This window comes from Rathayibacter sp. AY1F6, from assembly GCF_002932035.1.
Classification (GTDB): Bacteria; Actinomycetota; Actinomycetes; order Actinomycetales; family Microbacteriaceae; genus Rathayibacter.
This window is the reverse complement of record NZ_PSVD01000007.1, coordinates 1-12263: the sequence shown is the minus strand read 5'-3', so window position 1 is coordinate 12263 and position 12263 is coordinate 1. Positions and strand designations below refer to the sequence as shown.

Genomic DNA, 12263 nt, shown 5'->3' with positions numbered 1-12263 from the left:
GCTACCGGCGGGCGCGCCTCCGAGCGGTCGGGGAGGCGGGTTCAGGCCGGGGGCGCGGCGACGCGCTGGCCGACGACGGCCGAGACGCCGTCCTGCCGCATCGAGACGCCGTAGAGGGCGTCCGCGATCTCCATGGTCCGCTTCTGGTGGGTGATGACGATCAGCTGGCTCGAGGTGCGCAGGTCCTCGAAGATGCTGAGCAGTCGGCCGAGATTCGCGTCGTCGAGAGCGGCCTCCACCTCGTCCATGATGTAGAAGGGGCTCGGCCGCGACTTGAAGATGGCGACCATGAACGCCACGGCCGCGAGCGAGCGCTCCCCTCCGGAGAGGAGCGACAGCCGCTCGATCTTCTTGCCGGCCGGCCGCACCGCGACCTCGATGCCGGTGGTGAGCAGGTTCTCCGGGTCGGTCAGGCGGATGCTGCCGGTGCCGCCGGGGAAGAGGACGGGGAACACGTCCGCGAACGCCGCCTGCGTGTCGTCGAACGCGGAGGCGAACACGGTCTGCATCGTCTCGTCGAGCTCCTCGATGATGGTGAGCAGGTCGCGCCGGGTCCCGGTGAGGTCGGCCAGCTGCTCGGTCAGGAACGCGTGCCGCTGCTCCAGCGCGGCGAACTCCTCCAGCGCGAGCGGATTGACGCGGCCCAGCTGCCCGAGCTGCTTCTCGGCCTTCTCGAGGCGGCGGCGCTGCTCCTCGCGGACGTAGGGCCGCGGCTCCTGCTCCTCGTCCGTCTCGTCGGGGACGCCGACTCCGGGACCGTACTCCTCCACCAGCACGTCCTCGGCGAGCCCGAGCTCGGACGCGGCGCGCTCGAGCAGACCGGTGAGCTGCAGCCTCTTCTCGTAGATCTGCAGCTCGAGGCCGTGGACGCTCTCGGTGACGGACTGGAGCCGGTCGCGCACGCTCCCCTCCTCGCGGCGGAGCCCCTGCAGCTCGGCGTTCTGCTGCGAGCGCACCGCCTCGGCCGCGACGAGCTCGGCCCGGGCCTGCTGGACGGAGCGGTCGACGGAGGCGAGGACGGCGGGGAGCGCGGCGGTCACCTCGGCCGCCGCGTCGCGCTGGCGACGGCGGATCACGGCGCGGCGCGCGGCCTCGTCGGCGGCGGCGCGGTCGGCGGCCAGCTGGCGGGCCAGCGCCTCCCCGCGGGACTGCTCCGCCCGCACCCGCTCCTTGGCGGTCTCGACGCCGAGCCGCGCCTCGATCTCGCGCTCGCGTGCGGTGTCGACGTCGCGCTGCAGACCGTCCCGGGCGCTCGCGTCGAGCACCGGCCGGGGCCGGGCGCGCGCGGCGTCGAGCGCCGACCTCGCCTCCTGGGCCGCGCGCTCGGCGTCGCCGACCCGGTCCGAGGCGACGGCCAGCGCCCTCGAGCCCCGGCCGTGCTCGGCGGTGGCCGCCTCGAGCTGGGCGCGCACGCCGCCGAGCCGCTCGGTGTGGGCGGCACGGGCGGCGTCGTGCTCGCGGAGGGCCGAGAGCGCGCTCGCGGCCTGCTCCTTCGCGCCGCGGAGCGCTCCGGTCTGCTCGGCGAGTTCGAAGCGGAGCCGGTCGATCCCGCCCTCGACCTCCTCCAGCCGGGCGGCGGCGGAGTCGCGCTCGGAGACGAGCTCGATCCGGCTGCGCTGCCCGCCGGAGCCGGCGCTCTGCACGGCGTCGGAGACGGTCGCGCCGTCGCGGGTGACCAGGACGGTGCCCGGATCGATGCGCTCCCTCAGCCGCCGCGCCGCGGCGAGGTCCTCGACCACGAGCACGCGCTCGAGGAGCGAGAGGACCCCGGCCGGCGCCGTGACGAGGTCGCCCGCGCGTTCCGCCCCCTCGGGAACGGCGAGAGCGACGTGCGGCCGGGTGGCGTCGGCGACCAGCAGCTCGACGCGTCCGAGGTCGCGCTCCAGCGCGGCGTCCAGAGCCGCGTCGGCCCGGGCGGTCGACTCGACCAGCACGGCGTCGGCGACCGCGCCGAGGGCGGCGGCGATCGCGGCCTCGGCGCCCGGCCGCACCTGGATCCGCTCGGCGACCCGGCCGCGCACCCCCTCGATCCGGGCGGCGATCAGCTCGGCCGAGCCGTCCGAGACGTCGAGGGCCAGCGACAGGGCACCCGTGCGGGCGGCCAGCGCCTCGCGCTCGCGCTCCAGGGCGTGCAGCTCCTCGCGCAGCCGCTCGATTCCGGCCTCGGCGGCCGAGACCGCGGACTGGGCGAGCTCGTAGCCTTCGTCGAGGCCGCCGTCGGGGCCGCGGCCCGCGTCGCCTAGCTCGGCCTCCAGAGCGTCGAGCGCCCGCCGCGCCGCCTCCTTCCGCCGGTCGGCCGCGTCGAGGGTGTTCTGCGCGCGCAGGACCTCGCCCCGGACGGACGCGAGACGGGAGGCGGCGGTGTCGGCCTGCCCCGAGAGGGTGGAGAGCTCGAGGTCGTAGCGCGAGACGAGGGCCGCCTGCGCGGCGATCTCCTCGTCGACCGCGTCGAGGGCGGAGCGGGCGGCGACGGTCGTGCGCTGCGCCTGGACCCACGCCGTCTCCGCGTCGAGGACGGCCTGCCGCAGGCGCTCCAGCTCGACCCGCGCCTCCTCCACCTGCGCCGGCGTCACGCGCGGCTGGATCTGCGGCTGCTCGGACTCGAGCTCGAGCATCGCGAGCCGCTGCCCGGCGAGGGCCGAGAGGTTGCGCAGCCGCTCCTGCACCGACTCCAGCTCGAACGAGGTGCGCCGGGCGTCGTCGACCGCGTCGCCGACCGCCTCCGCCTCGATCCGCGCTCGCCGGAGCGTCGCCTGCTCGAGCCGCTGCTGCAGGACCACCCGCTCGCTGTGCCGCTCGCTCTCGGTGCGGGCGAAGCCGTCCAGAGCGGTCCGGAGCGCGACCACGTCGTCCGCGAGCAGGCGCGCCCGGGCGTCGCGCACCACGGCGGCGATCGTCTGCGCCTGCCGTGCGACCTCGGCCTGGCGCCCGAGGGGCTTGAGCTGGCGCCGGATCTCGCCCGCGAGGTCGGAGAGGCGGGTCAGGTTCGCCTGCATCGCCTCGAGCTTGCGGAGCGTCTTCTCCTTGCGGCGGCGGTGCTTGAGGATCCCGGCGGCCTCCTCGATGAACCCGCGCCGCTCCTCGGGGGTCGCGTGCAGCACGGCGTCGAGCTGTCCCTGCCCCACGATGACGTGCATCTCGCGCCCGAGACCGGAGTCGCTCAACAGCTCCTGCACGTCGAGCAGCCGGCAACCGCGTCCGTTGATCGCGTACTCGCTGCCGCCGTTGCGGAAGAGGGTCCGGGTGATCGTCACCTCGGTGTACTCGATCGGCAGGGCGCCGTCCGAGTTGTCGATGGTGAGCGCGACCTCGGCGCGGCCGAGGGGTCCGCGGGTGGAGGTGCCCGCGAAGATGACGTCCTCCATCTTGCCGCCGCGGAGCGTCTTCGCCCCCTGCTCCCCCATCACCCAGGCGAGCGCGTCGACGACGTTGCTCTTGCCCGAGCCGTTGGGGCCGACGACGCAGGTGACCCCCGGCTCGAAGGCGAACGTGGTCGGCTGAGCGAAGGACTTGAACCCCTTGAGGGTCAGGCTCTTCAGGTACACCCGGCCGCCTCGCTCCCGTCCACAACGCCTCCACGGTAGCCGACGGCCGCGGCCGGGCCGGGAGGCGGAGCCCCGACCGGCCGACGGACCGCCGCGATCCCGCACCGGAACAGGCGCAGGAGGCCGTCGCGTGCGACGGGACGTGCACACTGGGGTGGTGAACCGCACCTCCGACCCGGCGCTCCGGATCCGCGAGCTCGCGATCCCCGAGGCCGTGGGCGCCGACGGCTGGAGCGAGTTCCTCGCCCTGACCGCGATCGGCGATGCGGTGGGGACCGCCCCGGACTGTCGGGCCGTCTACACCTGGAACGCCGAGGAGAACCGACCGATGCTCGCCGTGAACGAGGCCGTCGGCTTCACCCCCGTCGCCCACGAGGGCCAGTGGAGGAAGGAGCTCTCATGACCCCGCTCGTCGAGCCCGGACCGCCGCTGACCGCCGCCGAGCGCGAGCGGTTCGCCCGGCAGATCCGCCTGGCGCCCCTCGGGGAGCTCGGACAGCGGCGCCTCCGGAACGCGCGCGTGCTGATCCTCGGCGCGGGCGGCATCGGCTCGCCGGTGATCACGGCGCTCGCCGCGGCCGGGATCGGGCGGCTCGGCATCGTGGACGGCGATGTCGTCGAGCTCTCGAACCTGGCGCGGCAGACGGCGCACGACGACTCCTCGGTGGGCCGGTCGAAGGCGGAGTCGGCGGCGGCGACCGCGCGGCGGCTCTCCCCCGGCATCGACGCCCGGGCCTTCCCGGTGTCGCTGACCTCGGCCAACGTCGACGCCCTGGTGGCGGGCTGGGACGTCGTGGTCGACGGCTTCGACACCTTCGGCGCGCGCTACCTCGCCTCGGACGCGACGACGCGCGCCGGGATCCCGCACGTGTGGGGATCGGCACTCGGCTTCGACGGGCAGCTCTCGACCTTCTGGGCCGGCGCTCCGGGCGGAGGGGTGACCCTGCGCGCGCTGCACCCCGAGGCCGAGGACGCGGGCGACAGCTGCTCGTCGGTGGGCGTGCTGGGCGCGCTCTGCGCGCTGATCGGCTCGGCCATGGCGGCCGAGGTGGTGAAGCTCGTGACCGGGGCGGGCGAGCCGCTGTTCGGTCGCGTCCTCGTGCACGACGCTCTCGACTCCTCCTGGGCCGAGCTCCCCCTCGAGCGGCGGGTGCCGCCGGTCCCGGAGCGGCGGGCCGCGGCGGGCTCGATCACGGCGGCCGAGCTGCGGGAGCGGCTGGCCGGGCCGACTCCCCCGACCGTCGTCGACCTCCGCGAGGACGACGAGGACCGGTCCGTCGCGGTGCCCGGTGCCGTGCGGATGCCGATGTCGCGCTTCGACCCCGCCGCTCTGCCGGCCGGTCCGCTCGTGCTGCACTGCGCCTCCGGGGTCCGGTCGCGTCTCGCGGCGGAGCGCGCGGCGGCGGCGGGCGTGGCGTCCGACTCGCTCGACGGCGGGATGGCGTCGTGGCGGGAGCGGTGACCCGCCCCGCGGCCGCGTGCGCCGTGGAACGGGAGGGGTGAGGCGCACCCAGCGCCCTGCCGATCGGCGACCCGGGATGTTCGGTGCTCGCAGCGGAGAGGATCCGTCCTTCTCCGCGGATCAGGGCGGAGCAGTGTCCGAAGCTGAGCGGCGGTGGCGTGCTCGCGGCCACCGTTCCGAGGAGAGCACCCATGCCGACGCCTTCACCGCACTCCGCGCGGCAGGCGGCGCTGCTCGATCCTCCCGACCCGCTCGGCCCCGGCGCGGAGGCGTGATGCCCGAGGTCTGGAGTCCCGCCGAGAGGCGGCTGCGTCGGCTCGGCTGGATTCCGCGGCGCCCCCTGCCGCGAGGTGCCGTCTGCGACGCGATCGTCTCGCCGCGCCTCAGCCTCAGCCGCGCCTGGCTGCAGACCGGGGAGTTCGAGGTCCTCCCCCATCCCGGGAGGCTCCGCGTGCTCTTCAGCCTCGACGGGACCGGCCGCCTCTCCGCCCGGGGCCGCGACCACCGGCTCCCGGCCGGCAGCGCTCTCGTGACCCGCGCCTCGACGGTGCAGTACGCGGCGGCGGTCAGTCCGTGGGCGCGCTTCGAGTGGCAGCTGCGCCCCTCGGTGCTCCGCGCGAGCGAGTTCGCCTCGCTCACGGACCGGGTCCTCGCCCTCCCGGAGGCCTACTGGCGCGCACTCACCGGTGCGGCGAACACCGTCCTCACTTTCGGCGTCGAGCCCTCGGACGCGGCCTTCGAGCACTTCGAGATCGCGAGCGAGCACCTCCTGGCCTCGGCCTTCTCGGCGCTGCTGCCCTCCCCCGACCGGGAGGACCGGTCCCCCGCCGCCGTGTACGCGAACGGCACGCGCCTGATCGAGCGGCACTACCGCGACCGCTCCTTCACTGTGGAGACGCTGGCGGAGCGCCTCGGCGTGTCGGTCAGCCACCTGCACCGGGCGTTCTCAGCCGCCGGCACCACCCCTCGTCAGCGGATCGAGCGCGCGCGGGCCTTCGAGGCGCAGCGCCTCCTCGACGAGCTCGGCCCGCGGGCGGCGACGGACCTGGACCGCGTGGCGCGGTCGGCCGGCTTCAGCTCGCGGATCCACATGCAGCGGACCCTCCGCCGGATCGACGACGCGAGCTGACGTGGGCCGCCGCGTCCCCCACGCCGGACGGGCTCCCGGCGAGGAGGCGGCCTGAGCGGCTCCCCCGGTCCGGCGGCGCGACGGAACGTCCACGGTCGGGCATGGAACCTCGTCGCGGCCCGTTCCGCGTCGACCGGAGGCCGGACGTTCGGCAGGATCGGCGCGTCCACCACCCCTCGCACGAAAGAAAGAAAAGGAACACCATGACGGACACCAACGCCCTGGACCCGACGGCAGCGCACTCGCGCTCCCTCCCACCGCGGATCGACTCGACCGGCGGGGGGCCCGCCCGGCGGACGATCATGTCGGGTGCGGCCTGGTCCGTCCCCGTCGTCGCCGCGGCGGTCGCGACCCCCGCGGCCGCCGCGTCCACCGGCCTCACCCTCGCCTTCGACGCCCCGGCGTACTCCTTCCCCGCCTGCACCACGAGAACGGTCTCCGTCCTCGCCACGACCAACGGCGCTCCCGCTGCCGGCGACACGGTCACCATCACTCTCCCCGCCGGCCTGACCAGCGGCGGCGCGCAGACCGTCAGGGCGACGACCGGCGCGGACGGACGCGTGAGCATCCCGGTCACGGCCGGGAACGTGGCGCAGAACGGCATCACCCTCTCCGCCGTCTCCGGCGCCGCGGGCGCGACGGCGACCGCGAGCACCACCGCGACCACGGGGACCGCCGTCCGGTACGTCACCGACGGCGGACGGACGACGACGGAGTCGAACGGCAACGTGCCCTCGGGAGCCAAGACCGTCGGACCCCGGTACTACCTGACGGAGTCGGGCGAGCTCTACCACGGCGGGGGGCGGATCGCGCGCGGCGTCACCAGCGTCCAGGGGTTCCGCGACGAGCAGAACCGCGACGTCGCCGACTTCGTCGTCGACGGCGTCTTCTACCGCTTCGTCACCGGAGAGGCCGCGCCGAAGGCCATCGGGAGCGGCGTGCCGGCCGGATCGACGGTCCATGCGCCCGCCTTCTACGTCACACCGAACGGCGAGCTGCGGCGCGCCGGCGGAGCCCTCGTGACCACCGGAGTGACGAGCGCGGACTCCTTCCGCGACCAGAGCAACAACGACGTCATCGACGTGATCGTCGGCTCGGAGCTCGTCCGCTACATCTCCTCCACGAAGAACCAGGTCTACGCCAGGAACGTTCCGGCAGGATCGACGGCCTTGGCGCCCTCGTATCACCTGACGCCGGACGGGCGCCTCTTCAACAGCAGCATCCTGGTCGCCACCGGGGTGACCAGTGCCGACGCCTACCGCGATCGACAGAACCGTGACGTCGTGGACGTGATCCAGAACGGCGCTCTCGTCCGGTACGGCGCGTTCGCGGACAGGACGCAGCCGCAGATCCGCGTCGCCTCCGGTGTGCCCTCCGACGCCACCATCTTCGCGCCGGACGCCTACGTGACCCGGGACGGCAGGGCCTTCGTCAGCGGCGTGCTGGTCGCCACCGGAGTCTCCTCGGCGTTCGGATTCCTCGACGTGCAGAACCGCAACGTGCTCGACACGATGACCAACGTCCTGTGCCCGTGACGCACGGGATCGGCCGCTGATCCGGTCCTGCCCCGCCGCACGCGGGTCCGAGGGAGGCGTCCCACGGGTCCCTGTGCGGCGGGACAGGACCAGTCCGTCCTCGGGATGCAGCGTCCTCCAGAAGCGCGGACGCACCTGCCGCGAACCGCGCGGAGCGGACGCACCGGTCCGGTCGAGGACGGCTCGTCACGGAGGGCTCTTCGGGGTCAGCCGCCGGCGAACGGCGGCAGGACGTCGACCGCGGCATCGGGACGCAGCGGCGTGGCCCTGTCCGCGGTCGACACGCCGTCGACCAGGTAGGTGCACCGTGCGAGCACGTCGGCGGCCGAGGGCGCGGAGGCGACGAGTCTCTCCTCGAGAGCGCCCAGGTCGGGCACCTCGTCGAGCTCGTCGGAACCACGGCCGAGGGCGGCCTTGGCCGCCGCGAAGTAGCGGACCCGCATGCTCATCCGCCGATCGCGCTCATCGTGCGCTCGGGCTGCACGAAGCCCGCCCGGTTCATCTCGTGTCCCGCGGGCTTTGCCCACATCGCCCCGCGCCAGAGCTGGGCGACCTCGTGGTCGTCCGCGCCCGCGCGCATCGGGCCGAGCAGGTCCGTCTCCTCGTTCGAGAAGAGGCAGCTGCGGACACCGCCCTCGGCGGTGAGCCGGGTGCGGCGGCAGTCGTCGCAGAAGTTCTCGGTGACGGACGCGATGATCCCCACCTGGCCGAGCACCTCGGACCCCCCGGCCTCGCGGACGTCGAAGAGCTCGGCGGGGGCGCCGTCACGGGGGGCCGCGTGCGGGCTGAGCGAGAAGCGCTCCGAGAGCAGCGCCCGGATGTCCGCGGCGGTGATCATGGTCGCGCGGTCCCAGCCGTGGTCGGCGTCGAGCGCCATCTGCTCGATGAAGCGGAGCTGGTGGCCTCCCGCGAGGGCCCAGGCGAGCAGCTCCGGGGCCTCGTGGTCGTTGATCCCGGGCAGGAGCACCGCGTTGATCTTGGTCTGGTCCAGGCCGGCGGGACCGAGCGCGTCGATGCCCGCGAGCACGCGGTCGAGGAACGGGCGACGGGTGACCTTCGCGAAGGTCTCGGCGCAGATCGAGTCGAGCGAGACGTTGACGCGGTTCAGGCCGGCGTCGGCGAGCGCCGCTGCCCGACCCGACAGGCCGATCGCGTTCGTGGTGAGCGAGATCTCGGGGCGCGGGTCGAGGGAGGCGACGTCGCGGATGATGTCGACGAGGTCCTTGCGCAGGAGCGGCTCGCCGCCGGTGAAGCGGATCTGGCGGACGCCGAACTGCTCCACGGCGATGCGCGCGAGGCGGAGGATCTCCTCACGGCTCAGCAGGGACGCGGGCGGCTGGAACGGCAGGCCCTCCGCCGGCATGCAGTAGGTGCAGCGCAGATTGCACTTGTCCGTCAGCGAGATCCGCAGATCGTCCGCGACGCGCCCGTAGGTGTCCAGGAGGAGCGGGGTGGCGGGGCGGTCGGCCGGGAGGACCGCGCTGCGCTGTCGGGGCCGGAAGCCCGGGATCCCCAGTGCTGTGCTCATCCGCTCACACTACGCCGCGGAACCGGGCGCGACCCGGCAAGATGGACTCGGTCCCGCCGCCGGTCGGGCTCCGCCGCTCGCGAGAGGACACGATGACCTCGATCGACCTGCACGCCGCCCGGGTGCGGGCGCTGCTCGCGCCGCTGGCCACGCGGCGTGCCCGCGAGACGCTGAGCCTGGATCCGGCCGCCGTCGCCGCCGATCCGGGCGCGTACGACCGGCGGGTCCTCGCCCGCTCCGTCGACTCCCCGCTCGACCTGCCGCGCTTCGACAACTCGCAGATGGACGGCTTCGCGGTGCGGGCGGCCGACCTCGACGCGGCGGCGCCGGAGCATCCCGTCGCCCTGCCCGTCTCGGCGCCGATCCCCGCGGGCGACCGGGCGCCGCGGCACGAGCCCGGCACGGCGACACCGATCATGACCGGCTCGCCGCTGCCGGAGGGGGCCGACGCCGTCGTCCCGGTCGAGCGCGTCGATCCTCCGCGCTTCCCCGCGGCGGGCAGCGTCGCCTTCGCGCACCCGGTGGTGCCGGCGACCTTCGTCCGAGCCCGGGGCAGCGACGCCCGCCGCGGCGAGCTCGCCCTCCCGGCCGGCACGGTCCTCCGCGCGGCCCACTACGGACTCCTCGCCTCCCTCGGGCTGACCGAGGCGGAGGTGCTGCCGCGACTCCGGGTGCTCGTCGTCCCCACCGGCAACGAGATCCGTCCCGCAGTCGCCGTCCTCGAGGAGGCGCAGATCCACGACGCGAACGGCGCCCTGCTGGCCGAGGCCGTCCGCGAGGCGGGCGCGCTGCCCGTCGTCGCCGCCTGCACGAGCGATCGGGCCGAGGACCTCCTGGCGCTGCTCGAGGAGCACGCGGGCGCGGCCGACCTGGTGATCACGGTCGGCGGTGTCAGCGCGGGCGCCTACGAGGTCGTCCGCGACGCGCTCGGCCCGGCGGGCTCGGAGTTCGGCCACGTCGAGATGCAGCCGGGCGGCCCGCAGGGCCTCGGTCTCGTGCGCGTGGCCGAGGGGCTGCACCTGCCGGTGGTCTCGCTTCCCGGGAACCCGGTGAGCGCCCTGGTCTCGTTCGAGGTGTTCCTCCGGCCCGTGCTGCGCTCGCTCGCGGGACGGACGCCCGCCGAGCGGCCGCGGCTCCGTGCGCGCCTCGGCACGGCGCTCGACTCGCCCGCGCACCTGCACCAGATCCGCCGCGGAGTCCTCGACGACGAGGGCTTCGTGCACCCGGTGGGCGGGCCCGGCTCGCACCTGCTGGCGTCCTACGCCCGCTCCACCGTGCTCATCCACGTCCCCGTCGGGACGGACCACGCAGCGACCGGCGACACGGTCGAGATCTGGAGGATCGATGACTGAGAGCGATCGGCTCACCCATGTGCGCGGCGACGGAGCCGTGCACATGGTCGATGTGAGCGCGAAGGAGGTCACGGCGCGCACCGCCGTCGCCGAGGGCTACGTCGAGACCTCACCCGAGGTGGTGCGGCTCCTCGAGCAGGGCGAGCTGCCCAAGGGCGAAGCGCTCGGCGTGGCGCGGATCGCCGGGATCCTCGGCGCGAAGGCGACCTCGACCCTCATCCCGCTCTGCCACCCGCTGGCGCTGGACGGCGTCGACGTGAACCTCGAGCCGCAGGACGGCCGCGTCCGGATCGAGGCACGCGTGCGCACGACCGGGCGCACCGGGGTCGAGATGGAGGCGCTGACCGCGGTCAGCGTGGCCGCTCTCACGGTCTACGACATGATCAAGGCGGTCGATCGCGGTGCCGCGATCACCGGTATCCGTGTGCTCGCGAAGGCGGGCGGGAGGAGCGGCTCGTGGACGAGCGGAGGAACCCCGTGACGCGGCGGGCGGTGGCGGTCGTCGCCTCCACCCGTGCCGCCTCCGGCGTGTACGAGGACCGGACGGGACCGGCGCTGGAGGCCTGGTTCACCACCCGCGGCTGGGAGTCGCGGGTGGTCGTCGTGGCCGACGGCGACGCGGTGGGCGAGGCGATCGCCGACGCGATCGGCAGCGGAGTCGACGTGGTCGTGACCACCGGCGGGACGGGCGTCGCCCCGAGCGACGTCACCCCGGAGCAGACCGCCCCCCTCCTGGAGCGGCCCCTGCCCGGCCTCGCCGAGGCGGTGCGCGCCAAGGGCGCCGCCCACGTCCCGACCGCCGTGCTCAGCCGCGGGCTCGCCGGCGTCAGCGGCCGCACCGTCGTGGTGAACCTCCCCGGTTCCCCCGGCGGCGTCCGCGACGGGATCGACGTGCTCGACCCGGTGATCGGGCACCTGCTCGACCAGCTCGGAGGCGGCGACCATGCCCGCTGAGCCGGTCGCCCTCGCCCGGCTCGCGGCCGAGGCCATCACCGTCGACGAGTGCGAGCAGGCGGTCGACTCCCCGACGCACGGCGCCGTCGTGACCTTCGCGGGCGTCGTCCGCGACCACGACGAGGGCCGCGGCGTGCTCCGGCTGTCCTACGAGGCGCACCCGGACGCCCCCGCCGCACTCCTCGCCTCCGCCCGCCGCATCGCCGAGCGCTGGCCCGACGTCCGGATCGCCGCCGTGCACCGGGTCGGCGACCTCGTGGTCGGCGACCTCGCCCTCGCCTGCGCCGTGGCCTCGGCCCACCGCGCGGCAGCCTTCGAAGCCTGCGCGGCACTGGTCGACGACATCAAGGCGTCGGTGCCGATCTGGAAGGAGCAGTCCTTCGTCGACGGCAGCTCGGAGTGGGTCGCGAGCCTCGGCTGATCTTCCTTCGAGCCCGTCCCCGCCGGGCTCGGCGCGGTCGGCCGGAGAGGGTGGTCACGTTTCGCAGAGCGGGGAGCGATCGCCTAGATCGATCCGCTGGCACGCGGATCGATCGTTCGGCTCGAGGGTGTTTCATACCGAGCCCGTCCCCGCCGGGCTCGGAGCGGTCGGCCGGAGAGGGTGGCTGCGATTCGCAGAGCGGGGAGTGATCGCCTAGACCGATCCGCTGGCACGCGGATCGATCGTTCGGCTCGGGGGGAGAGCGAGGGGGTGGCGGGTCGACATCGGGAGGTCGCCCACTGATCCGCAAGGTCGGGGCCCGGGGTGTGGCGCAGCGG

Annotated in this window: 11 protein-coding genes; 8 read left to right on the top strand and 3 right to left on the bottom strand. The window is 74.8% G+C overall.

Annotation, left to right across the window (positions count from 1 at the left end; all coding sequences use genetic code 11):
- Positions 1–41: 41 nt before the first annotated feature.
- Entirely contained in the window at positions 42–3545 is a 3504-nt protein-coding gene (smc, locus tag C5C44_RS08035) for a chromosome segregation protein SMC (RefSeq protein ID WP_104335659.1), read from the bottom strand.
- A 157-nt stretch (positions 3546–3702) separates the two neighbouring features.
- On the opposite strand from smc, the gene C5C44_RS17445 reads away from it, so the two are divergent.
- The 4 genes from C5C44_RS17445 to C5C44_RS08015 all read left to right on the top strand — a co-directional run bounded on the left by C5C44_RS17445 (position 3703) and on the right by C5C44_RS08015 (position 7670).
- Positions 3703–3948 (top strand): hypothetical protein, encoded by a 246-nt coding sequence (locus tag C5C44_RS17445; RefSeq protein ID WP_181065628.1) that lies wholly within the window; start codon positions 3703–3705, stop codon positions 3946–3948.
- A complete protein-coding gene (locus C5C44_RS08025) occupies positions 3945–5006 on the top strand; it encodes a ThiF family adenylyltransferase (protein ID WP_104335658.1) in 1062 nt (353 codons plus the stop codon). Before C5C44_RS17445 ends, C5C44_RS08025 begins: the two co-directional genes overlap by 4 nt.
- A gap of 274 nt (positions 5007–5280) precedes the next feature.
- A complete protein-coding gene (locus tag C5C44_RS17210; protein WP_258066693.1) occupies positions 5281–6135 on the top strand; it encodes an AraC family transcriptional regulator in 855 nt (284 codons plus the stop codon).
- Positions 6136–6338: 203 nt separating this feature from the next.
- Positions 6339–7670 (top strand): hypothetical protein, encoded by a 1332-nt coding sequence (locus C5C44_RS08015; RefSeq protein WP_104226888.1) that lies wholly within the window; start codon positions 6339–6341, stop codon positions 7668–7670.
- A gap of 206 nt (positions 7671–7876) precedes the next feature.
- Here C5C44_RS08015 and C5C44_RS08010 read toward each other — a convergent pair whose 3' ends face one another.
- Together C5C44_RS08010 and moaA are read right to left on the bottom strand one after the other, a co-directional pair.
- Positions 7877–8119, bottom strand: coding sequence for a MoaD/ThiS family protein (locus tag C5C44_RS08010; RefSeq protein ID WP_104223924.1), 243 nt, complete (start codon positions 8117–8119; stop codon positions 7877–7879).
- Positions 8116–9198 (bottom strand): GTP 3',8-cyclase MoaA, encoded by a 1083-nt coding sequence (moaA, locus tag C5C44_RS08005; protein ID WP_104226889.1) that lies wholly within the window; start codon positions 9196–9198, stop codon positions 8116–8118. The genes C5C44_RS08010 and moaA overlap by 4 nt, the downstream gene beginning before the upstream one ends.
- 92 nt (positions 9199–9290) lie before the next feature.
- On the opposite strand from moaA, the gene glp reads away from it, so the two are divergent.
- Genes glp through C5C44_RS07985 form a run of 4 tightly spaced genes read left to right on the top strand, consistent with a single transcriptional unit; the run spans position 9291 to position 11925 of the window.
- Positions 9291–10550, top strand: coding sequence for a gephyrin-like molybdotransferase Glp (glp, locus tag C5C44_RS08000; protein WP_104335686.1), 1260 nt, complete (start codon positions 9291–9293; stop codon positions 10548–10550).
- On the top strand, positions 10543–11031 hold the full coding sequence (gene moaC / locus C5C44_RS07995) for a cyclic pyranopterin monophosphate synthase MoaC (protein WP_104335657.1): 489 nt from the start codon (positions 10543–10545) through the stop codon (positions 11029–11031). The genes glp and moaC overlap by 8 nt, the downstream gene beginning before the upstream one ends.
- On the top strand, positions 11007–11504 hold the full coding sequence (locus C5C44_RS07990) for a molybdenum cofactor biosynthesis protein B (protein ID WP_244229433.1): 498 nt from the start codon (positions 11007–11009) through the stop codon (positions 11502–11504). Before moaC ends, C5C44_RS07990 begins: the two co-directional genes overlap by 25 nt.
- Positions 11494–11925, top strand: coding sequence for a molybdenum cofactor biosynthesis protein MoaE (locus C5C44_RS07985; protein WP_104226891.1), 432 nt, complete (start codon positions 11494–11496; stop codon positions 11923–11925). The genes C5C44_RS07990 and C5C44_RS07985 overlap by 11 nt, the downstream gene beginning before the upstream one ends.
- Positions 11926–12263 lie beyond the last annotated feature (338 nt).